This window comes from Ideonella dechloratans, from assembly GCF_021049305.1.
GTDB classification, from domain to species: domain Bacteria; phylum Pseudomonadota; class Gammaproteobacteria; order Burkholderiales; family Burkholderiaceae_C; genus Ideonella; species Ideonella dechloratans.
In genome coordinates, this window is the sequence record NZ_CP088081.1 from 1410820 (window position 1) to 1429518 (window position 18699).

Consider the following 18699-nt stretch of genomic DNA (forward strand, 5'->3'; position numbering starts at 1 on the left):
TGCCATCCCGCGCGGTGCCGCGGAGGGGCCAATTTCGGGGGTAAACCCCCTGGGCCTCGGGGTCGGCGTCGCAGGGCGGGACAGCCGGGGCTGGTACAAGCCGTGGGCGGGTGTGTCAGGAAAGCCTTGTCCATCAGGACCCTCCCTGGGGTGACGCGCCAATTCGCGACGTCCCAACGGGCGGCGCTGGCCCGGCCATCGCCCGCAGGCGCGGCGACTCGGTATAAATCCCGATGACCGTCGCGCAGCCTCGGCTTCGGGAACTCTCGGGCCTCAGTCGCTTCCCACCCTGTGCCGCCCGGGTGTCAGCGCTGCCGGTGTCCCGCCTTCTGTCCACTGTCCTGCGATTGCTCCGCCATGCACCCTCACATGCCTCTCATCGTCACCCTGGCCGCCGCGCTGGGGCTGGCCCTGCTGCTGGGCTACGCCGCCCTGCGTTTGCGGCTGCCGGCCCTGGTGGGGTATCTGATGGCCGGCATGGCCTTGGGCCCGCACACTCCCGGCTACGTGGCCGACATGGGGTTGGCCTCCCAGCTGGCCGAGATCGGCGTGATGCTGCTGATGTTCGGCGTGGGGCTGCATTTCTCGGTGGCCGATCTGATGGCCGTGCGCCGTGTGGCGGTGCCCGGCGCGGTGGTGCAGATGGCGGTGGCCACGGCCATGGGGGCCGGTCTGGCGGTGTTCTGGGGCTGGTCGCTGGCCGGGGCGCTGGTGTTCGGGCTGGCCTTGTCGGTGGCCAGCACCGTGGTGCTGCTGCGGGCGCTGGAGGCGCGTGGCACGCTGGAATCGCACGAGGGTCGCATCGCCGTGGGCTGGCTGGTGGTGGAGGACCTGGCCATGGTGCTGGTGCTGGTGCTGCTGCCGGCCCTGGTCGGCTTGGCCGGCACCGCCGACGCGTCAGCCGAGGCGGCGGACACGCCCTCGCTGACCTGGGCGGTGCTGCGCACGCTGCTGGCGGTGGGGGCCTTCGTGGCGCTGATGCTGCTGGTGGGGCGCAAGCTGCTGCCGCGTCTGCTGTGGCTGATCTCCCGCACCGGCTCGCGCGAGCTGTTCACGCTGGCGGTCATCGCGGTGGCCCTGGGCATCGCCTACGGTGCTTCGGCCTTCTTCGGGGTGTCGGTGGCCCTGGGCGCCTTCTTTGCCGGCCTGGTCTTGCGGGAGTCCGAATTCAGCCACCGCGCGGCCGAGGAATCCCTGCCGTTCCGGGATGCCTTCGCGGTGCTCTTCTTCGTCTCGGTCGGCATGCTGTTCGATCCCAAGGTGCTGCTGGAGCGGCCGCTGCAGGTGCTGGCCGTCACGGCCATCATCATGCTGGGCAAGTCGGTGGCGGCCATGGGCCTGGTGCTCTTGCTGCGCTACCCGCTGCAGGCCTCGCTGTCGGTGGCGGCCAGCCTGGCCCAGATCGGCGAGTTCTCTTTCATCCTGGTGGGCCTGGGCGCCAGCCTGCATGTGCTGCCGCCCGAGGCCGAGAGCCTGGTGGTGGCCGGGGCGCTGTTCTCTATCGCGCTCAACCCCTTGCTGTTCTCGCTGGTCGATCCGCTGCGGCGCGCGGTGCTGGCCCGTTCGGCCTGGGCCCGCTCGCTGGATGCCCGGCCGGACCCCTTGGCCGAACTGCCGGCCAGCACCGCCGAGCGTTACCTGGCCCGGCATGTGGTGGTGGTGGGCTATGGCGCAGTGGGGGAGCAGCTGGTGGCGGCATTGGTGGCGCAGGACGTGCCTTGCGTGGTGGTGGAGCAGCGCCGTGAGCGGGTGGAGGCCCTGCGGGCGGCCGGGCTGCAGGCCGTGGCCGGAGATGCCACCGAGCCCGAGACCCTGGTGCAGGCCCACATCCACCAGGCCCGTCTGCTGGTGGTGACGGTGCCCGACGCCACCGACACCTATCCGATGATCCGCACGGCCCACACGCTGCGGCCTGAACTCACGGTGCTGTCCCGGGCGCCCAACGAGTCGGAAGCGGCCCTGCTGGTGGAAGCGGGGGTGACCGAGGCTGTGCAGCCGGGCCAGGCCATGGCCCAGGTGCTGCTGCAACGCAGCTTGGCGCAATGGGCCAAGGGGGCTTGATCAGTTCCAGAAAAACGTATTAGAATAAGCGCTTCAGTTGACTGCAGTGCTTCTTTCTTGAGGTGCACTGGAAGCCACTGAAGCCGAGTGGGGCTCTTAGCTCAGTTGGTAGAGCAGCGGACTCTTAATCCGTTGGTCGTAGGTTCGAATCCTACAGGGCCCACCAAAATTCTTCGAAAAGGACTCGCCGCAAGGCCAGTCCTTTTTTTGCGTCCGGATCGGCCGGGTCTGCCGGATTCGCTCGCTGGGGTGAACCCCGGTCTGGCATGGTTCTGGCTGACCCCCAGGTTCAACCCCTGGCGCGGTGCACCACTTGGTCGCACACTCCGGGGTTTTGTCCTGGTGGCAGTGTTCGGGCGCATCGGTCCCGGGGACGGGCTGCCAGGCTTTCGGCAACCCGCCGCATTCATGCATTGACCCGATGACGACCCTGTCTTCCCCCGCCGCATCCACACCGGACGGCCAACGCTGGGCCTGGCTTCCCCGCCAGGGCACCTGGAAGTACCACCTGCTGCTGCTGTCCCTGGGCGTCTTCGTCCTTGGCCCCCTGGGTGGTGTCACCGCCTCCTACATGAACTTCTCGCTGGGCTTCTTCGTCGGCGGGCAGGTGCTGGCGGGCCTGCTGGGCTCGGTGGTCACGCTGGGCTACGGCGCCGAGGGCAAGCATGGCGCCAACTTCATCCAGACCTCGGCCGCCTCGGTGGCCGGCCTGAGCGCCATGGGCGTGCTGATCCAGGCCATGGTCTGGATGGGCATGCCGCAGCCGCCCGTGTGGCAGCTGATGCTGTACATGCTGTGCATCGGCATGCTGGGCGCCGGCGTGGGCATGCTCTACACGCCCATCCTGGTGGACAAGCTGCAGCTGCCTTACCCCTCGGGCTTCGCCGTGGCCAACATCCTGCGCGCGCTGACCGACCCGGTGCTGCTGCGCCGCTCGGTGGCCAAGCTGGGCAGCGGCATCGGCGCCGGTCTGCTGGGCGGCATCGCCGCGGCCAAGCTGCCCTTCATGGCGGCCATCGAGCTGTCCACCTCCACGCTGGGCGCCGGTCTGCTGGTGGGCGCGCGCATCGGCATCCCGGCCCTGGTGGCCGGCCTGACCGGTTGGGCGCTGATCCCCTACTTCATCTCGATCGGCTGGCTGCACGAGGGCGACCCGGCCCGCAAGATCATGTTCCTGATCGCGCTGGGCACCATCATGGGCGCGGCCATCATCGACCTGAGCCTGATCTTCTGGCAGGCCTGGCAGCGACTGACCGGCCGCACCCCGGCTCCCGCCCAAAGCCAGGAAGCCTGGAAGCGGGTGGACACCCGCCGCGTGTTCAGCTGGGTGGCCTTCTGGGCGGTGGCGGTGGTCTGCACCGGCCACTTCGTGCTGGGCCAGCCGGTGGGCTACCTGGTGTTCGCGGTGCTGCTGGTCTTCCTGTTCGCCATGGTCAACGGCATCTCGCAGGGCATCAGCGACTCCAACCCCATCTCCTCGGCCTTCGTGGTGTCGGTGGTGATGATGGCGGCCCTGGGCCTGAAGGACCCGACCATCGGTCTGATGGCCGGCACGGTGCTGCTGGTGTCGGTCAGCGTGGCCGGCGACATGCAGCAGGACCGCTCTACCGGCGCCCGCCTGGGCACCAGCCGCACCCTGCAGTTCCGCTACCAGGTGGCGGGCATCGTGGTCGGGGCCATCGTGGCGGTGGGCTTTGCCAAGCTGTTCATGGCTGCCTACCCCGTGCTGCTGCTGGACCAGACGGTGATGAAGGCCGGTGAGCAGCCGGCCGAGTGGAGCGCGGCCATGACCTACAAGTTCGTCGGTGTGCTGCGCAGTCTGACCGACGACAAGCCCTACCAACGCACGGCCATCTGGGTGGGCGTGGGCATCGGCTTCGCGGTGGAGCTGGCGCGCAAGCTGCTCAAGCGCAATGCCGGCTACCAGCGCTTCGTGGCCTCGGGCAAGGGCGGTTTCGCCACCGACTTCGTGCTGGATTCGGTGCTGCTGCCTTCGCCCTATGCCTGGTCCTTCGGCGGCTTCGTGAACCTCAACACCTCGGCCTGGTTCGCCATCGGCGGGGTCATCTCCAGCGCGGTCAACTCGTTGCCCAAGGCCAAGCCCCAGCCGGGCGATGCCGTGGTGCCGGAGGACATGAGCAACACCTCGCTGATCGGAGGCGGCCTGATCGCCGGGGATGCGCTGGCGGCCTTGGGCCTGGGCATCGTGGGCCTGTTGGGCACCGTGCTGGCGGGAGGCTGAGCATGGCCGACCTGACCCTCTACGGCATTCCCAACTGCGACACCGTCAAGAAGGCCCGCGCCTGGCTGGCCGGGCAGGGCGCCTCCGTCGTCTTCCATGACTTCAAGAAGCAGGGCGTGCCGGCCGAGCGGCTGGCCGCCTGGGTGCAGGCCCTGGGTTGGCAAGCCCTGGTCAACCGCCAGGGCACGACCTGGCGCAAGCTTGACCCCGCAGTCCAGGCCGCGGTGGTGGACGCGGCCAGCGCCATGGCCCTGCTGCGCGAGCAGGCCAGCGCGATCAAGCGACCGGTGGTGGAATGGCCCGATGGCCGCGTGACGGTGGGCTTCGACGCCGCCGACTGGGCCACCCGGCTGGGCTGAACGCTGGCGCGGGCCTCGAACCCCTGCAGGGCCTCAGCCCAGGTGCAGGGTGAGGGCCAGGCCGGAGCGGGCCCAGGCCTGTTCCTCTTCTTCCAGCAGGTGCACCGTGCGGGGGTGGGTGTCGGCCCACTCCTGGCGGAAGGCCAGGCGGGCGATGCGCCCCTGGCGCTGCAGGCGCAAGGTCTGCTCGGGCACGTCGGAGCGGGCGTGGCAGGCGATGACGGCCAGACGCAGGCACAGCATCTGCCACAGCATCAGTTCGCTGTGGATCAGTTCTTCCATCTTGCGCAAGCCGCCACGCTGGCCCAGCACCAGGTCGGCCAGCCGACGCTGCTGGCTTTGCGAGAAGCCGGCTGCATCCACATGGCCCAGCAGGTAGGCGCTGTGGCGGTGGTGGTCGTGGTGGGACACCATCTGGCCGATCTCGTGCAGCTGGGCGGCCCAGCGCAGCTCGATGCGTTCCTCCTCGGCGTCGCGCGGCGCCACCTGGTCGAACAGGTGACAGGCCAGGCGCGCCACCCGCAAGGCCTGCTCGAGGTCGGCGCCGAAGCGGTGCTGCAGCGCCTTGACACTGTCCTCGCGCAGGTCGTGGCCGCGCTGGCGTTGGCGGGCCAGCAGCCGGTCGTGCAGGTCCACGATCACGCCCTGGCGCAGGGCGCCCTTGGCCGGCTGCAGGGCCTCGATCTGGAAGTGCGTGGCCAAGGTGTACAGGATGGCCAGTCCGCCGGCCAGGATCGGGCGCCGGTCGGGCTTCAGGCCCGGCAGGTCCAGCCGGTCGGCGCTGCCTGCCTCGATGCATTGCTTGATCAGCCAGCGCAGGCCGTCGGGCGTGATGCTGCCGTCGGTCTGGCCGCTGGCGCGCAGCACGTCGGACACCGCACCGGCGGTGCCGGAGGAGCCCAGCGCATGGTCCCAGCGGGAGGCGGCAAACGGCGCCAGGGCTTCTTCGAACTCGGCCCCGGCGGCCACCTGGGCGGCGCGAAAGCCTTCGCTGGTGAAGCGACCGTCCGGGAAGTAGCGCATGGACAGACTGACGCTGCCCACGCGGAAGGACTCGGCCTCGATGGGCTGGCGCTTCTCGCCCAGGATCAGCTCGGTGGACCGCCCGCCGATGTCCACCACCAAACGGGGCAGGTTCGAGGGCTGCAGATGGGCCACGCCGGCGTAGATCAGGCGGGCTTCCTCGCGGCCGGAAATGACCTCGATCGGGAAGCCCAGCGCGGCCTGGGCCTGGTGCAGGAAGGCGTCGCGGTTGCGTGCCTCGCGCAGCGTCTGGGTGGCCACGGCCCGCACCTGCGCCGGATGAAAGCCGCCGAGGTTGCGGGCGAACTGGCGCAGGCAGGCCAGGCCCCGTTCGGTGGCCTCTTCGGTGAGCATTCCCTCGCTGTCCAGGCCCGCCCCCAGGCGCACGGTTTCCTTCAGATAGGCATGGCGGCGGTAGCGTCCGTCGCGCAGGTGGCCGATTTCGAGGCGGAAACTGTTCGACCCCATGTCGATGCCTGCAAGCAGGCCCGTGGGGGAGGGCAAAGCGATGGACATGGGGCGGGATTGTGCCCCTTGGCGATGACATCTCCGGGCCGGTGGGGCGGTCATTGGGGCGACTTCTAGAATCATTCACATCCTTTCCGGCCCCGACCGGCTTCGACATGTCCCAGGAGAACGCCATGCCCGACACCCCGATGCTCGACGACGCCCAGGCCCTGTTGCAGAAGGCCAACGGAGGTCTGCCCGCGACGCCGACCCGCCGAGAGGTGGTGCAGGCCGGGGTGGGGCTGGGCTTTGCCGCGGCCACCCTGCCGGTGGCGGCCCAGACGGTGATCCACACCCCCAGCGAGGGCCTGGTGGCCGGGACGGTGCAGATTCCGGTCGGGGACTTCCAGATGCCGGCCTACCGGGCCATGCCCCAGGGGGGCGGTGCGCGGCCGGTGGTGCTGGTGATCAGCGAGATCTTCGGCGTGCATGAGCACATCGCCGATGTGGCCCGGCGTTTCGCCCACCAGGGCTATTGCGCCATCGCACCGGACCTGTACAAGCGCCAAGGCAATCCCGCGGGCTACACCGACATCGGTGCGCTGATGTCCGAACTGGTGTCCAAGGTGCCGGACGCCCAGGTCATGGGCGATCTGGATGCCACGGTCGCCTGGGCCAAGGCCCAGGGGCAGGACACGTCACGGCTGGGGGTCACCGGCTTCTGCTGGGGCGGGCGCATCACCTGGCTGTTTGCGGAACACAGCCCGGCCGTGAAGGCCGGCGTGGCCTGGTATGGCCGCCTGACCGGGCCGACCAACCCGCTGCAACCCCGCCACCCACTGGATCTGGTGGCCGAGCTGAAGGCGCCGGTGCTGGGTCTGTATGGCGGGCAGGACACCGGCATCCCGCTGGACACGGTGGAGGCAATGAAGAAGGCGTTGGCCGCAGGCAATGCCGCCGCGCGCGATTCCCGCTTCATCGTCTACCCGGACGCCCCGCATGCCTTCCACGCGGACTACCGGCCCAGTTACCGACAGGCCGATGCCCAGGATGGCTGGAAGCAGTGCCTGGCCTGGTTCAAGGCCCATGGGGTGGCCTGAGGGCGCCAAATGGGCGGCACCGGAGGTGCCGCCCGCGTGGCGGGTCAGCGGACGACCAGCACGGGCAGCGGCGAGTGGGTCAGCACCTTCTGGGTTTCGCTGCCCAGCAGCAGGGCGCTGACGCCACGGCGGCCGTGCGAAGCCATCACCACCAGATCGCAGCCCTTGTCCTTGGCCAGATCGCAGATGGCTTCCCAGGGATGGACGGCTTCCACGGTGAAGCCTTCGCAGTCCAGCCCGGCGGCCTTGGCCGCGTCACTGACGGCCTTCACGCGCGCGGTGGCGATGCGTTCCTGGGCGTCGTAGAACTCCTGCGGCGGCACCGGCTGCATCTCGCTGATGGCGCTGTAGGGGAAGGGCTCCTTCACGCTGATGGTACTCAGCTTCGCGCCCAGCAGCTTGGCCATCGAGATGGCCGTCTCGACCGCCTTGGCGCTGATGTCCGAACCGTCGGTGGGGACGAGGATGTGGCTGTACATGGAGGGATCCTTTCCTTCGTGGGGCATGGATGGGTGGGTCACCCGATGCCTTCAGTGTGTCCCGAAAGCCGGCCGCGGGCTTGACCAGAATCAAGCAGCATGTGCGACCGGCGTGGCCGGGCCTCAGCCGCGGGCCACGGGTCGCGTCGGATCGGCCGACCACTCACTCCAGGAGCCGGGATAGAGCCGGGCATCGCCCAGCCCCGCCAGCGCCATGGCCAGCAGGTTGTGGCAGGCGGTGACGCCCGAGCCGCACTGGTGGATGACCTGGCCGGGCAGCAGGCCCAGGGCCAGGAACTCCTGGCGCAGTTCGTCCACCGACTTGAAGCGGCCGTCGGCGCTCAGGTTGTCCTTGAAGAAACGGTTGCGGGCACCGGGGATGTGGCCGGCCTGTGCATCCAGGGGTTCCACTTCGCCGCGGTAGCGCTCCGGTGCGCGGGCGTCGAGCACCTGCACGCTGTCCAGCGAGGCCAGCAGGGTGGGCGCATCCACCGTGGGCATGGCTGGCGCCCGGGCGGGGTAGGGGCCGGCGGCCGGTGCCGGGGCGACCCCGGTGTCCAGCGTGCCGCCGGCTGTCAGCCAGGCGTTCACGCCGCCATCGAGCACCCGCACCTGCGCATGGCCCAGCCAGCGCAGCATCCACCAGGCCCGGGCTGCGTAGGGCCCGCCCTGGCGGTCGTAGCACACCACCAGGCGCTCGGGCGTCACGCCCCAGGCGCCAGCCCGCTCGGCCAGCATGGCCAGGCTGGGCAGCGGGTGGCGGCCGCCCTGGATGGGGCCGGCCGCGCTCTTGGGCGCCGACAGGTCACGGTCCAGGTGCAGGTAGCGCGCACCCGGCAGGTGGCCGGCCTGGTAGTCCTGCTCGCCCGCCGAGGGATTGGCCAGATCGAAACCGCAGTCCAGCAGCAGGGGCGGCTGGGCGCTGTCCAGCAGGGTGCGCAGTTCGGTGGCGGTGATCAGCGGATGGATGGAGGGCATGGGGGCTCCTTCGGGCAGGACGGGCGAGATCAGGATTCGCCGGGGTTGGCGGCGTCCGGCACCGCGCGGTTGCGCAGCAGCGTGGCGGTGAGTCCGGCGGCGACGATGAGCACCATGCCTGCCAGGGCGACCACGGTGACAGCATCGCCGAAGATCATCACCCCGAACAGGAAGGACCAGGCGATGCCGAGGTATTGCAGGCTGGCATTGGACAGGGCCCGGCCGATGGCATAGGCCCGGGTCATCAGGATCTGTGCCGTGGTGGCCAGCACGCCGGTGGCCACCAGCAGGCCCAGGCCGGGCGGGGTGTGGGTGTGGAAGTCGCCAGTGAGGGCCAGGGCGGCGCCCGCCACCACGCTGCCCAGCGAGAAATAGAAGACCACGCGGTACTCCGGCTCGCCCACCCGCCCCAGGGCCGTCACCTGCAGATAGGCCATGGCCGACATCATCCCGGAGATGAGTCCGGCCAGCGCGCCGGGCCACTGCTCCCGGGTCAGGGTGGGCTGCAGCACCAGGGCCACGCCACCGAAGCCGGTCAGCACGGCCAGGACCAGCCGCAGATCGATCTGTTGCGAGGAGCCCACCAGCACCGCACCGCCGATCAGGAAGAGGGCCATCCAGATCGAAGACATGTAGTTCAGCGTGATGGCCGTGGCCAGCGGCAACTGGCCGATGGCGTAAAACCACAGCACCAGCGCACACACCCCGGCGATGCTGCGCCCCAGGTGCATGCTGGGGTAGCGGGTCTTCAGGCTGCCACCGCGCCAGAAGACCAGGCCCGAGATGAACAGCGCGCCCACCAGGCCGCGGTAGAAGACGATTTCGCCCGAGCCGTAGCGGGCCGAAGCCAGCTTCACGCAGACCCCCATCAGGGCGAACAGGAAGGACGATCCCATCATCAGCAGGGACGCTTGCAACTGGGGCTTCATGCGCGGGCGGGCAGGGCGGGGAAAGCGGCTGATTCTGGCAGAGCCTTACACTCTCGGCCCTCATGAAGCGAATCGTCATCCTCCTGTCCGGCCGTGGCAGCAACATGCAGGCCATCGTCGAGGCCTGTGCCGCCGAAGGCTGGCCCGCCGAGGTGGCGGCCGTGGTCAGCAACAAGGCCGATGCCGCCGGGCTGGCCTGGGCGGCGCAGCGGGGCATCGCGACGGCGGTGGTGGACCACCGCGGCCACCCGGACCGCGAGACCTATGACGCCGAGCTGGCGCGGGTGATCGATGGTTTTGCCCCGGATCTGCTGGTGCTGGCGGGCTTCATGCGCATCCTGAGCGCCGGCTTCGTGCGCCACTACGAGGGACGCATGCTCAATGTGCACCCCTCGCTGCTGCCAGCCTTTCCGGGCCTGCATACCCACCGCCGGGCCATCGAGCAGGGTTGCAAGCTGGCCGGCGCCACCGTGCACTTCGTGACGGCTGAACTGGACCACGGCCCCATCGTGGCCCAGGCCGCCGTGCCGGTGCTGCCGGGCGACGACGAGGCCAGCCTGTCGGCCCGGGTCCTCGAACGCGAACATGTGATCTTTCCACTGGCCGTGCGCTGGTTCGTCGAGGACCGGCTGGTGCTGGCCGATGGACGTGTCAGCCACCGCGACGGCCTGCCCCAGCATTTGTTCTGAGACGGTGGCGGGTCGGGCTGGGATAATCCGGCCCATGCATCCGAATGCCCTGCTGGACCTGGCCACCGATCTGCTGCGCCAGGTGCTCAAACTCGACCAACCCGCCGACGCCGTCGTGTCGGCCTTCTTCCGCAAACACCGCACCCTGGGACCCCGCGAACGCCACAGTCTGGCCGAGACGGCCTACGCCGTGCTGCGCCGGCGCCTGCTGTGGGCCCACCTGGCCCAGAGCGGCTCCGGTGCCCTGGAGCGTCGCCTGGCCATCCTGGCCTGGCAGGGTAGCGACACCTTCATCCGCGGCGCCCTGGGGCCCAACGAGGTGGCCTGGCTGACCCAGGTGCGCGAGCTGGACACCGCCACCTTGCCGGAGAAGGTGCGCATCAACCTGCCCGACTGGCTGGCCAATGCGCTCAAGACCGAACTGGGCGAGGAGTTTCCGGCCTTCGTGGCCGCGATGGAGGCATCCGCGCCGCTGGACCTGCGGGTCAACACCCTGAAGGCCAAGCGCGAGACCGTGCTGGCCGCGCTGAAGGAGGCGGGCATCGAGGCCGAGCCCACGCCCTATTCCCCCTTGGGGCTGCGGGTGCAGGGCAAGCCGGCCCTGCAGAAGCTGCCGCTGTTCGTCCAGGGCGAGGTGGAGGTCCAGGACGAGGGCAGCCAACTGCTGGCCCTGATGCTGGGCGCCAAGCGCGGCGAGATGGTGGTGGACTTCTGCGCCGGTGCCGGTGGCAAGACCCTGGCCCTGGGTGCGGCCATGCGCAACACCGGTCGCCTCTATGCCTTCGATGTGTCCGGCCACCGTCTGGAAGGGCTCAAGCCGCGGCTGGCCCGCAGCGGCCTGTCCAACGTCTACCCGGCGCAGATCGCCCATGAGCGTGACGAGCGCATCAAGCGCCTGGCCGGCAAGATCGATCGCGTGCTGGTGGACGCGCCCTGTTCCGGCTTGGGCACGCTGCGGCGCAACCCCGATCTGAAGTGGCGTCAGTCGCCCAAGGCCATCGAGGAACTGACCGTCAAGCAGGCAGCCATCCTCGACAGCGCCGCGCGCCTGGTCAAGCCGGGGGGCGGCTGGTCTATGCCACCTGCAGCCTGCTCTCGCGCGAGAACGAGGACATTGCCAAGGCCTTCTCCGCCGCCCATCCGGACTTCGAGCCCCTGTCCGCGGCCGAGTTGCTGGCGGCGGCCCAGGTCGAGCAGCCAGAGACCCTGGTGCGCGAAGGCATGTTGCGTCTGTGGCCGCACCGCCATGCCACCGACGGCTTCTTTGCCGCGGCCTGGCAGCGCAAGGCTTGAAGCCGGGTGGGGTACCCCCATATTCCGCATTGAACGTGATTCCGACTGTTTTGGTCTGCAATCCACGTTCTCCTGCCTTCAACGCGAGCGAAACGGGCGTTTCTCCACCCCAGTTCGGAGTGGCGGACGGCAGGCTGTCCTCTACAATAGGGAGTTAGCCAGCACTCCGCGGGCGAATCAAGGTAGGCAATGGATCAACTGAACACGGTGTTTTCTGCAGTCCTGGACTGGGCAGCGAACGGCCTCACGCACGCCACTTGGTGGCAGGTCGTGCTTTACGCGGCGGTGGTGACCCACATCACGATCGCGGGCGTCACCATCTTCCTGCACCGTTCGCAGGCACACCGTGCACTCGAGTTGGGTCCCATCCCCTCGCATTTCTTCCGCTTCTGGCTGTGGATGACCACCGGCATGGTGACCAAGGAATGGGTCGCCATCCACCGCAAGCACCACGCCAAGTGCGAGACCGAGGAAGACCCGCACAGCCCGATCACCCGTGGCCTCGGCACCGTGATGAGCCGGGGTGCGGAGCTCTACCGTGCCGAAGCCAAGGTGGATGAGACGCTGAGCAAGTACGGTCACGGCACGCCCGACGACTGGATGGAGCGCAACGTCTACTCCAAGCACAGCGCCAAGGGCATCCTGCTGATGTTCCTGATCAACATCGCGTTGTTCGGCGCCATCGGCATCACCATCTGGGCCATCCAGATGGCCTGGATCCCGTTCTGGGCGGCCGGTGTGGTCAATGGTCTGGGCCACTACTGGGGCTACCGCAACTTCGAGGCGGCCGATGCGTCGACCAACCTCTCGCCCTGGGGCATCATCATCGGTGGCGAGGAGCTGCACAACAATCACCACACCTACCCGACTTCGGCCAAGTTCTCGGTCAAGCCCTTCGAGTTCGACATCGGCTGGGGCTACATCCGCGCCATGGAGATGCTGGGCTGGGCCAAGGTGCGCAAGACCGCGCCCCAGCTGCAACTGGGCCCGCTGAAGCCGGTGGCCGATGCCAAGACGCTGGAGGCGATCATCGCCAACCGCTACGAGGTGATGGCGAACTACGCCAAGGAACTGCGCCGCGCCTGTGCTGGTGAAGTGGCTCGGGTGAAGGCTCAAGGCAGCAACAACTCGGCCTGGAGCAATCTGCGCGTGGCCCAGCGCTGGCTGCACCGCGACGTGGAGAAGATCCCGACCGATCTGCTCCCGCAGGTAGAAAGCGCCGTGGCCACCTCGCCGGTGCTGCAGAAGCTGGTCTCCATGCGCGAGGAACTGCGCCAGCTCTGGACCCGCACCAATGTGTCGGCCGAGCAGTTGGTGGCCGACCTGCAGGACTGGTGCCACCGGGCCGAGAGCAGCGGCGTCGCCGCGCTGCGCGAGTTCTCGCTGCAACTGCGTTCCGCCCGCGCCTGATCGGGCAGCCTTCCTGATTCCCAAAGCCCGCCTTGTGCGGGCTTTTTTCATGGCTGCTCAGGACAGGAGGAGGGCAGGGGCCGACCGAGGAGAACTCGCGATGGGAAAGGCCGGCGCGTGAGCCGCGGGGGGCAGGCAACAAAAAACCCGCCGTGCGAGCAGGGCGGGTTTTTCGAGGGGAGGGGGCTGAATTACTTCAGCTTCACTTCCTTGTACAGCACGTGCTTGCGTGCCTTGGGGTCGAACTTCATGAATTCCAGCTTTTCGGGCGTGGTCTTCTTGTTCTTGTTCGTGGTGTAGAAGTGGCCGGTGCCCGCGGTGGACTCCAGCTTGATCTTCTCGCGGCCGCCTTTGCTTGCCATGGTTGTCGCTCCTTAGTCTGTGATTAGGCCTGGCCGCGGGCACGCAGATCGGCCAGAACGGCATCGATGCCCTTCTTGTCGATCAGACGCAGGGCGGCGTTGCTGATGCGCAGGCGCACCCAGCGGTTTTCGCTCTCGACCCAGAAACGACGGTATTGCAGGTTCGGCAGGAACCGGCGCTTGGTTTTGTTGTTGGCGTGGGAAACATTGTTCCCGACCATGGGCTTCTTGCCCGTGACTTCGCAGACGCGTGCCATGAGGACACTCCGATACTTGTCATACAGCGAGCACTTGACTGGTCCAGGACCCTGTCAGCCACTCGCCTCACCTCGCCAAAAGGGTGGCGGTAACCCGTTCTTGCCCGAAACTTCCCTGGCCGAAGCCGCCGCCAATCACGCACCGAAGTGCCTGACTCGCCGCAGCTCTCGGTGGTCTGCGCAAGAAAACCTGCGATTCTAGCGGATTTCCGCCAGGCAGGGAAATCAGTGCTCGCCTTGCTCCAGGAAGCGCTGGGCATCCAGGGCCGCCATGCAGCCGGTGCCGGCCGAGGTGATGGCCTGGCGGTAGATGTGGTCCTGCACGTCACCGGCCGCGAACACGCCCGGCACGCTGGTCATGGTGGCGAAGCCGTTCTGGCCGCCACGGGTCACCAGGTAGCCGTCCTTCATCTCCAGCTGGCCCTTGAAGATGTCCGTGTTGGGCTGGTGGCCGATGGCGATGAAGCAGCCCTTGACGGTCACTTCCTCGTCGGCGCCGCCGTTGACATCCTTCAGGCGCACGCCGGTCACGCCGCTCTGGTCGCCCAGCACCTCGTCCAGCGTCTTGTGCAGGTGCAGGACGATCTTGCCGGCGGCCACCTTCTCCATGACCTTGTCGATCATGATGGCCTCGGCGCGGAACTTGTCGCGCCGGTGGATCAGGTGCACCTTCTCGGCGATGTTGGACAGGTACAGGGCCTCTTCGACAGCGGTGTTGCCGCCGCCCACCACGCAGACCTCGTCACCGCGGTAGAAGAAGCCGTCGCAGGTGGCGCAGCCGCTCACGCCACGGCCCATGAAGCTCTGCTCCGAGGGCAGGCCCAGGTACTTGGCTGAGGCGCCGGTGGCGATCACCAGGGTGTCGCAGGTGTAGGTGCCCGAGTCGCCCTTGAGGGTGAACGGGCGCTGGGACAGGTTCACCTCGTTGATGTGGTCGAACACGATCTGGGTCTGGAAGCGCTCGGCGTGCTGCAGGAAGCGCTGCATCAGGTCCGGCCCCTGCACGCCCATCACGTCGGCGGGCCAGTTGTCCACCTCCGTGGTGGTCATCAGCTGGCCACCCTGGGCCATGCCGGTCACCAGCAGCGGCTTCAGGTTGGCGCGGGCCGCGTAGATGGCGGCGGTGTAGCCGGCCGGGCCGGAGCCGAGAATCAGGACCTGGGCATGGGTGGGGGTGGTGCTCATAGGGGACGCTCGCTGAAGGTGCGCCGCCGAGGGGCCGGGGACCGGATATGCTCGGGGGTACACAGGAATGACGTTCGGGCATTCTAGAGAACGGGCCGTCGGCGCGTCGCCGCGGGTCGCCAAATACAGAGTGCGAGGGGGTGATTGATGTCGATGCTGACCAACCTGGACTTGATCCGTCGGGTGCCGTTGTTCTCGATGCTGACGGAAGAGCAGGCCCAGCTGGTGGCGGATGGTGTGGTCAAGCGGCGCTACCGGCGCGGTGAGCTGGTGGTGGAGCAGGGCAAGAAGAGCAATGCCCTGTTCATCCTGCTCAACGGCCGCGCCCGCGTGCTGACGGCCGACGAGCGTGGTCGCGAAGTCATCCTGGCAGTGCTGGAGGCCGGCGACTATGTCGGCGAGATGAGCCTGATCGACAACCAGCCCCATTCCGCGTCGGTGCGCTGCGAGATCCAGTGCGACATGCTGATCCTGGGGCGATCCGAATTCGCCCGCTGCCTGCCCGAGAACTCCAGCCTGTCCTACGCCATCATGCGCGGCCTGGTGACGCGGCTGCGCAGCGCCGACCGCCAGATCGAATCCCTGGCCCTGCTGGATGTGTATGGACGTGTTGCACGGGCCCTGCTGGACATGGCCGAGGACGACAATGGCGACAAGGTGATCCGCGGCAAGGTGTCGCGGCAGGATCTGGCCAAGATCGTCGGTGCTTCGCGCGAGATGGTCAGCCGGGTCATGAAGGATCTGACCGAGCGCGGTGTGATCGAGAACTTGGACACGGGCGGCCTGCGCCTGAAGAACCGCGCGGGCTGAGGAACTGAATGCTTGAACGAGAGTGGGGGCGCATGGGTCGCCTCCGGAAGGGCGGTCGCTGATGCGCCGCACCCTGCCCCTGGGCAGCACACCCCCCGAGGCCGCCGCGACGGCACCCCGTGGCACCTGGTCCCGCCTGCGTCTGGCGCTGGGCGGTGTGCTGTGGGTGCTGGCCGCACTGGCACTGAGCAGTCGCAGCGGCGGCGACCCGGCCTTCACCACCTCTGGCACGGGGGCGCCCTTGCACAACTGGCTGGGGGTGCCCGGCGCCTGGGCGGCCGACATCGGGCTGATGCTGTTCGGTTTCTCGGTCTGGTGGCTGCTGGTCGCCGGTGCCCGGGCCTGGCTGGCGGGTCTGGCCGCCACGCTGCGCGAGGGGGCGGCCCCCCGTCCGCCTTACCGCTGGCTCACCCGCACCGCAGGCCTGGTGCTGCTGATGATGGCCAGTTGCGCGCTGGAGTGGACCCGCATCTACGGCTGGGAATCCCGCCTGCCGGGCCACGCTGGCGGCGCGCTGGGCTACCTGCTGGGGCCCTTGTCCATGCGCTGGCTGGGCTTCGGTGGTTCGGGCGTGCTGTGGATCGCCATGCTGGTGGCGGCCTTGCCAATGGCCCTCGGTTTTTCGTGGCTGCGGGTGGCCGACACCCTGGGCGGCTGGATCGACGGCGTGCGTGAGCACCGCCACCAACTGCGCGAGCAGGCCGAGGACATCCGCCTGGGCGAGCGGGCCCAGCGCGAGCGCGAGGCCGAGGTGGAGGTGGCCGTGGAGCGCGAGGTCGAGCAGCAGGCCCAGGCGCCGCTGGTGATCGAGCCGCCGGTGCTGGAGGTGCCCAAGTCCGAGCGGGTGCAGCGCGAGCGCCAGACCCCGCTGTTCAAGGAGCTGGTCAACACCAAGCTGCCGCAGGTCGATCTGCTGGACAAACCGCCCAGCCGGGTGGAGACGGTCACGCCCGAGTCGCTGGAGATGACCAGCCGGCTGATCGAGAAGAAGCTCTCGGACTTCGGTGTCGAGGTGCATGTGGTGGCGGCCCAGCCGGGGCCGGTCATCACCCGCTACGAGATCGAGCCGGCCACCGGCGTGAAGGGCTCGCAGATCGTCAACCTGGCCAAGGACCTGGCCCGCTCGCTGTCGCTGGTGTCCATCCGGGTGGTCGAGACCATCCCCGGCAAGAACCTGATGGCGCTGGAGCTGCCCAATGCCAAGCGCCAGACCATCCGCCTGGCCGAGATCCTGGGCTCGCAGATCTACAACGACGCCGCCTCGATGCTGACCCTGGCCCTGGGCAAGGACATCATCGGCGCGCCGGTGGTGGCCGACCTGGCCAAGATGCCGCACTGCCTGGTGGCCGGTACCACCGGCTCGGGCAAGTCGGTGGGCATCAACGGCATGATCCTCAGCCTGCTCTACAAGGCCGAGGCGCGCGATGTGCGCATGATCCTGGTGGACCCGAAGATGCTCGAGATGAGCGTCTACGAGGGCATCCCGCACCTGCTGTGCCCTGTGGTCACCGACATGAAGCAGGCGGGCAACGCGCTGAACTGGTGCGTGGGCGAGATGGAGCGCCGCTACAAGCTCATGAGCAAGATGGGCGTGCGCAACCTGGCGGGCTACAACAAGAAGCTCGACGAGGCCACCGCCCGCGGCGAACTCATTCCCAACCCCTTCAGCCTGACGCCGGAAGAGCCCGAGCCGCTGGAGCGCCTGCCTTACATCGTCATCATCATCGACGAATTGGCCGACCTGATGATGGTGGTCGGCAAGAAGATCGAGGAACTGATCGCCCGTCTGGCCCAGAAGGCGCGTGCGGCCGGCATCCACCTGGTGCTGGCCACCCAGCGGCCGTCGGTGGACGTGATCACCGGCCTGATCAAGGCCAACATCCCGACCCGCATGAGCTTCCAGGTCAGCAGCAAGATCGACAGCCGCACCATCCTCGACCAGATGGGCGCCGAGGCCTTGCTGGGCATGGGCGACATGCTCTACCTGGCCCCGGGCACCGGCCTGCCGGTGCGGGTGCACGGCGCCTTCGTGTCGGACGACGAGGTGCACCGCGTCGTCGAGGCCCTCAAGGCCCAGGGCGAGCCCAACTACATCGAGGGCATCCTTGAGGGCGGCACGCTCGATGGCGAAGGCGGCTCGGGCGGCGGTGGCGGCGAGGGTGCCGATGCCGAATCGGACCCGATGTACGACCAGGCCGTGGCCGTGGTGCTGCAGCATCGCAAGGCGTCCATCTCGCTGGTGCAGCGCCATCTGCGCATCGGCTACAACCGCGCGGCCCGTTTGCTGGAACAAATGGAGCAATCCGGGCTCGTATCTTCCATGGCGGGCAACGGCAACCGCGAGATCCTCCTGCCCAAGCGCGAGGAGTGAGCTCCGGCCGCCGGGCCGCGTTTTCGGCCTGCACAGGCAGGTCCTCATCCGATGTCGAATACTTCTTCCGTTTCCCGCCGCGCCCTGATGGGGCTCGGCCTCGGGCTGGGCTTGGGCTGGAGCCAGCTGGCCCTGGCCGCCGGTGCCGCCGATGCCCTGCGCGCCTTTGTGCAGGACGCCAAGGCCGGCCGGGCCGGCTTCACCCAGACAGTGCATGCGCCCAACGGCAACCGCACCAAGGTCTCCTCCGGGCGCTTCGAGTTCTCCCGGCCCAACCGCTTCCGTTTCGAATACCAGAAGCCCTATGCCCAGACCATCGTCAGCGACGGCGAGAAGGTCTGGTTCCACGACCCGGACCTCAACCAGGTCACCGTGCGCAAGCTCGGTGATGCCCTGGGCAGCACGCCGGCGGCCATCCTGGCCGGCCAGTCCATCGAGCGCGACTTCGACCTGAAGGACCAGCCGGATCAGGACGGCTTGAGCTGGGTGCTGGCCACGCCCAAGAGCAAGGACGGCACCATCCAGTCGCTGCGGGTGGGCTTCAAGGGGCGCAGCCTGTCGGCGATCGAGATCGCCGACAGCTTCGGCCAGCGCTCGGTGCTGCAGTTCGCCGATCTGCAGATCCTGCCCAGCCTGCCGGCGGCCACCTTCCACTTCGCCGTGCCGGCGGGCGCCGACGTCTCGGGCCCCTGAGCCCCGGCCCT

The 18699-nt window shown here is 68.5% G+C and carries 16 protein-coding genes, 1 tRNA gene and 1 pseudogene; 11 read left to right on the forward strand and 7 right to left on the reverse strand.

The window, feature by feature from the left end; all coding sequences use genetic code 11:
- Positions 1-369 precede the first annotated feature (369 nt).
- The 4 genes from LRM40_RS06675 to LRM40_RS06690 all read left to right on the forward strand — a co-directional run bounded on the left by LRM40_RS06675 (position 370) and on the right by LRM40_RS06690 (position 4662).
- Positions 370-2061 carry a cation:proton antiporter domain-containing protein gene (locus tag LRM40_RS06675; RefSeq protein ID WP_231067764.1) on the forward strand — a complete coding sequence of 564 codons (1692 nt, stop codon included), beginning with the start codon at positions 370-372 and terminating at the stop codon, positions 2059-2061.
- A 90-nt stretch (positions 2062-2151) separates the two neighbouring features.
- Positions 2152-2227, forward strand: a tRNA-Lys gene (locus LRM40_RS06680).
- A gap of 255 nt (positions 2228-2482) precedes the next feature.
- Positions 2483-4303 (forward strand): OPT/YSL family transporter, encoded by a 1821-nt coding sequence (locus LRM40_RS06685; protein ID WP_151124225.1) that lies wholly within the window; start codon positions 2483-2485, stop codon positions 4301-4303.
- Positions 4304-4305: 2 nt separating this feature from the next.
- Positions 4306-4662, forward strand: a complete 357-nt coding sequence (locus LRM40_RS06690; protein ID WP_151124226.1) for a Spx/MgsR family RNA polymerase-binding regulatory protein — start codon at positions 4306-4308, stop codon at positions 4660-4662.
- 33 nt (positions 4663-4695) lie between these two features.
- On the opposite strand, the gene LRM40_RS06695 is transcribed toward LRM40_RS06690, so the two are convergent.
- Positions 4696-6201, reverse strand: a complete 1506-nt coding sequence (locus LRM40_RS06695) for a Ppx/GppA phosphatase family protein (RefSeq protein WP_151124227.1) — start codon at positions 6199-6201, stop codon at positions 4696-4698.
- Positions 6202-6341: 140 nt separating this feature from the next.
- On the opposite strand from LRM40_RS06695, the gene LRM40_RS06700 reads away from it, so the two are divergent.
- The gene (locus LRM40_RS06700) at positions 6342-7232 is read left to right on the forward strand and encodes a dienelactone hydrolase family protein (protein WP_231067825.1); all 891 of its coding nucleotides are present in this window, start codon (positions 6342-6344) and stop codon (positions 7230-7232) included.
- A 44-nt stretch (positions 7233-7276) separates the two neighbouring features.
- On the opposite strand, the gene LRM40_RS06705 is transcribed toward LRM40_RS06700, so the two are convergent.
- The 3 genes from LRM40_RS06705 to LRM40_RS06715 all read right to left on the reverse strand — a co-directional run bounded on the left by LRM40_RS06705 (position 7277) and on the right by LRM40_RS06715 (position 9606).
- Positions 7277-7711, reverse strand: coding sequence for a universal stress protein (locus LRM40_RS06705; protein ID WP_151124230.1), 435 nt, complete (start codon positions 7709-7711; stop codon positions 7277-7279).
- Between the two features lie 123 nt (positions 7712-7834).
- On the reverse strand, positions 7835-8689 hold the full coding sequence (locus LRM40_RS06710; RefSeq protein ID WP_151124231.1) for a sulfurtransferase: 855 nt from the start codon (positions 8687-8689) through the stop codon (positions 7835-7837).
- A 29-nt stretch (positions 8690-8718) separates the two neighbouring features.
- Complete coding sequence (locus tag LRM40_RS06715; protein ID WP_231067765.1) at positions 8719-9606, reverse strand: DMT family transporter; 888 nt, start codon at positions 9604-9606, stop codon at positions 8719-8721.
- 74 nt (positions 9607-9680) lie between these two features.
- Between LRM40_RS06715 and purN the strand changes: the two genes are divergently transcribed.
- From purN to LRM40_RS06730, 3 genes and pseudogenes are all read left to right on the forward strand, one after another.
- Entirely contained in the window at positions 9681-10307 is a 627-nt protein-coding gene (gene purN / locus LRM40_RS06720; protein ID WP_151124232.1) for a phosphoribosylglycinamide formyltransferase, read from the forward strand.
- Positions 10308-10341: 34 nt separating this feature from the next.
- Positions 10342-11600, forward strand: a pseudogene (locus LRM40_RS06725) (RsmB/NOP family class I SAM-dependent RNA methyltransferase).
- Positions 11601-11789: 189 nt separating this feature from the next.
- Positions 11790-13010, forward strand: a complete 1221-nt coding sequence (locus LRM40_RS06730; protein ID WP_151124233.1) for a DesA family fatty acid desaturase — start codon at positions 11790-11792, stop codon at positions 13008-13010.
- A 191-nt stretch (positions 13011-13201) separates the two neighbouring features.
- Here the strand turns inward: LRM40_RS06730 and rpmG are convergent, their stop codons facing one another.
- From rpmG to trxB, 3 genes are all read right to left on the reverse strand, one after another.
- Entirely contained in the window at positions 13202-13372 is a 171-nt protein-coding gene (rpmG, locus tag LRM40_RS06735; protein WP_022979437.1) for a 50S ribosomal protein L33, read from the reverse strand.
- A gap of 23 nt (positions 13373-13395) precedes the next feature.
- On the reverse strand, positions 13396-13629 hold the full coding sequence (gene rpmB / locus LRM40_RS06740) for a 50S ribosomal protein L28 (RefSeq protein WP_022979438.1): 234 nt from the start codon (positions 13627-13629) through the stop codon (positions 13396-13398).
- A 225-nt stretch (positions 13630-13854) separates the two neighbouring features.
- Entirely contained in the window at positions 13855-14814 is a 960-nt protein-coding gene (trxB, locus tag LRM40_RS06745; RefSeq protein ID WP_151124234.1) for a thioredoxin-disulfide reductase, read from the reverse strand.
- Positions 14815-14961: 147 nt separating this feature from the next.
- Here trxB and LRM40_RS06750 point away from each other — a divergent pair, with 147 nt between their 5' ends.
- The 3 genes from LRM40_RS06750 to lolA all read left to right on the forward strand — a co-directional run bounded on the left by LRM40_RS06750 (position 14962) and on the right by lolA (position 18688).
- Positions 14962-15624 carry a Crp/Fnr family transcriptional regulator gene (locus LRM40_RS06750; RefSeq protein ID WP_151124235.1) on the forward strand — a complete coding sequence of 221 codons (663 nt, stop codon included), beginning with the start codon at positions 14962-14964 and terminating at the stop codon, positions 15622-15624.
- 61 nt (positions 15625-15685) lie between these two features.
- Positions 15686-17995 (forward strand): DNA translocase FtsK, encoded by a 2310-nt coding sequence (locus tag LRM40_RS06755; RefSeq protein WP_151124236.1) that lies wholly within the window; start codon positions 15686-15688, stop codon positions 17993-17995.
- Positions 17996-18082: 87 nt separating this feature from the next.
- Entirely contained in the window at positions 18083-18688 is a 606-nt protein-coding gene (gene lolA, locus LRM40_RS06760) for an outer membrane lipoprotein periplasmic chaperone LolA (RefSeq protein WP_151124255.1), read from the forward strand.
- The last annotated feature ends 11 nt before the right edge of the window (positions 18689-18699 follow it).

Bases quoted from the DNA above. Each gene is read 5' to 3' on its own strand.
- LRM40_RS06695 (WP_151124227.1), bottom strand. From the start codon at position 6,201: ATGTCCATCGCTTTGCCCTCCCCCACGGGCCTGCTTGCAGGCATCGAC.
- LRM40_RS06700 (WP_231067825.1), top strand. From the start codon at position 6,342: ATGCTCGACGACGCCCAGGCCCTGTTGCAGAAGGCCAACGGAGGTCTG.
- LRM40_RS06690 (WP_151124226.1), top strand. From the start codon at position 4,306: ATGGCCGACCTGACCCTCTACGGCATTCCCAACTGCGACACCGTCAAG.
- LRM40_RS06685 (WP_151124225.1), top strand. From the start codon at position 2,483: ATGACGACCCTGTCTTCCCCCGCCGCATCCACACCGGACGGCCAACGC.
- lolA (WP_151124255.1), top strand. From the start codon at position 18,083: ATGGGGCTCGGCCTCGGGCTGGGCTTGGGCTGGAGCCAGCTGGCCCTG.
- rpmB (WP_022979438.1), bottom strand. From the start codon at position 13,629: ATGGCACGCGTCTGCGAAGTCACGGGCAAGAAGCCCATGGTCGGGAAC.
- purN (WP_151124232.1), top strand. From the start codon at position 9,681: ATGAAGCGAATCGTCATCCTCCTGTCCGGCCGTGGCAGCAACATGCAG.
- LRM40_RS06755 (WP_151124236.1), top strand. From the start codon at position 15,686: ATGCGCCGCACCCTGCCCCTGGGCAGCACACCCCCCGAGGCCGCCGCG.
- trxB (WP_151124234.1), bottom strand. From the start codon at position 14,814: ATGAGCACCACCCCCACCCATGCCCAGGTCCTGATTCTCGGCTCCGGC.
- LRM40_RS06750 (WP_151124235.1), top strand. From the start codon at position 14,962: ATGTCGATGCTGACCAACCTGGACTTGATCCGTCGGGTGCCGTTGTTC.
- LRM40_RS06710 (WP_151124231.1), bottom strand. From the start codon at position 8,689: ATGCCCTCCATCCATCCGCTGATCACCGCCACCGAACTGCGCACCCTG.
- rpmG (WP_022979437.1), bottom strand. From the start codon at position 13,372: ATGGCAAGCAAAGGCGGCCGCGAGAAGATCAAGCTGGAGTCCACCGCG.
- LRM40_RS06675 (WP_231067764.1), top strand. From the start codon at position 370: ATGCCTCTCATCGTCACCCTGGCCGCCGCGCTGGGGCTGGCCCTGCTG.
- LRM40_RS06705 (WP_151124230.1), bottom strand. From the start codon at position 7,711: ATGTACAGCCACATCCTCGTCCCCACCGACGGTTCGGACATCAGCGCC.
- LRM40_RS06730 (WP_151124233.1), top strand. From the start codon at position 11,790: ATGGATCAACTGAACACGGTGTTTTCTGCAGTCCTGGACTGGGCAGCG.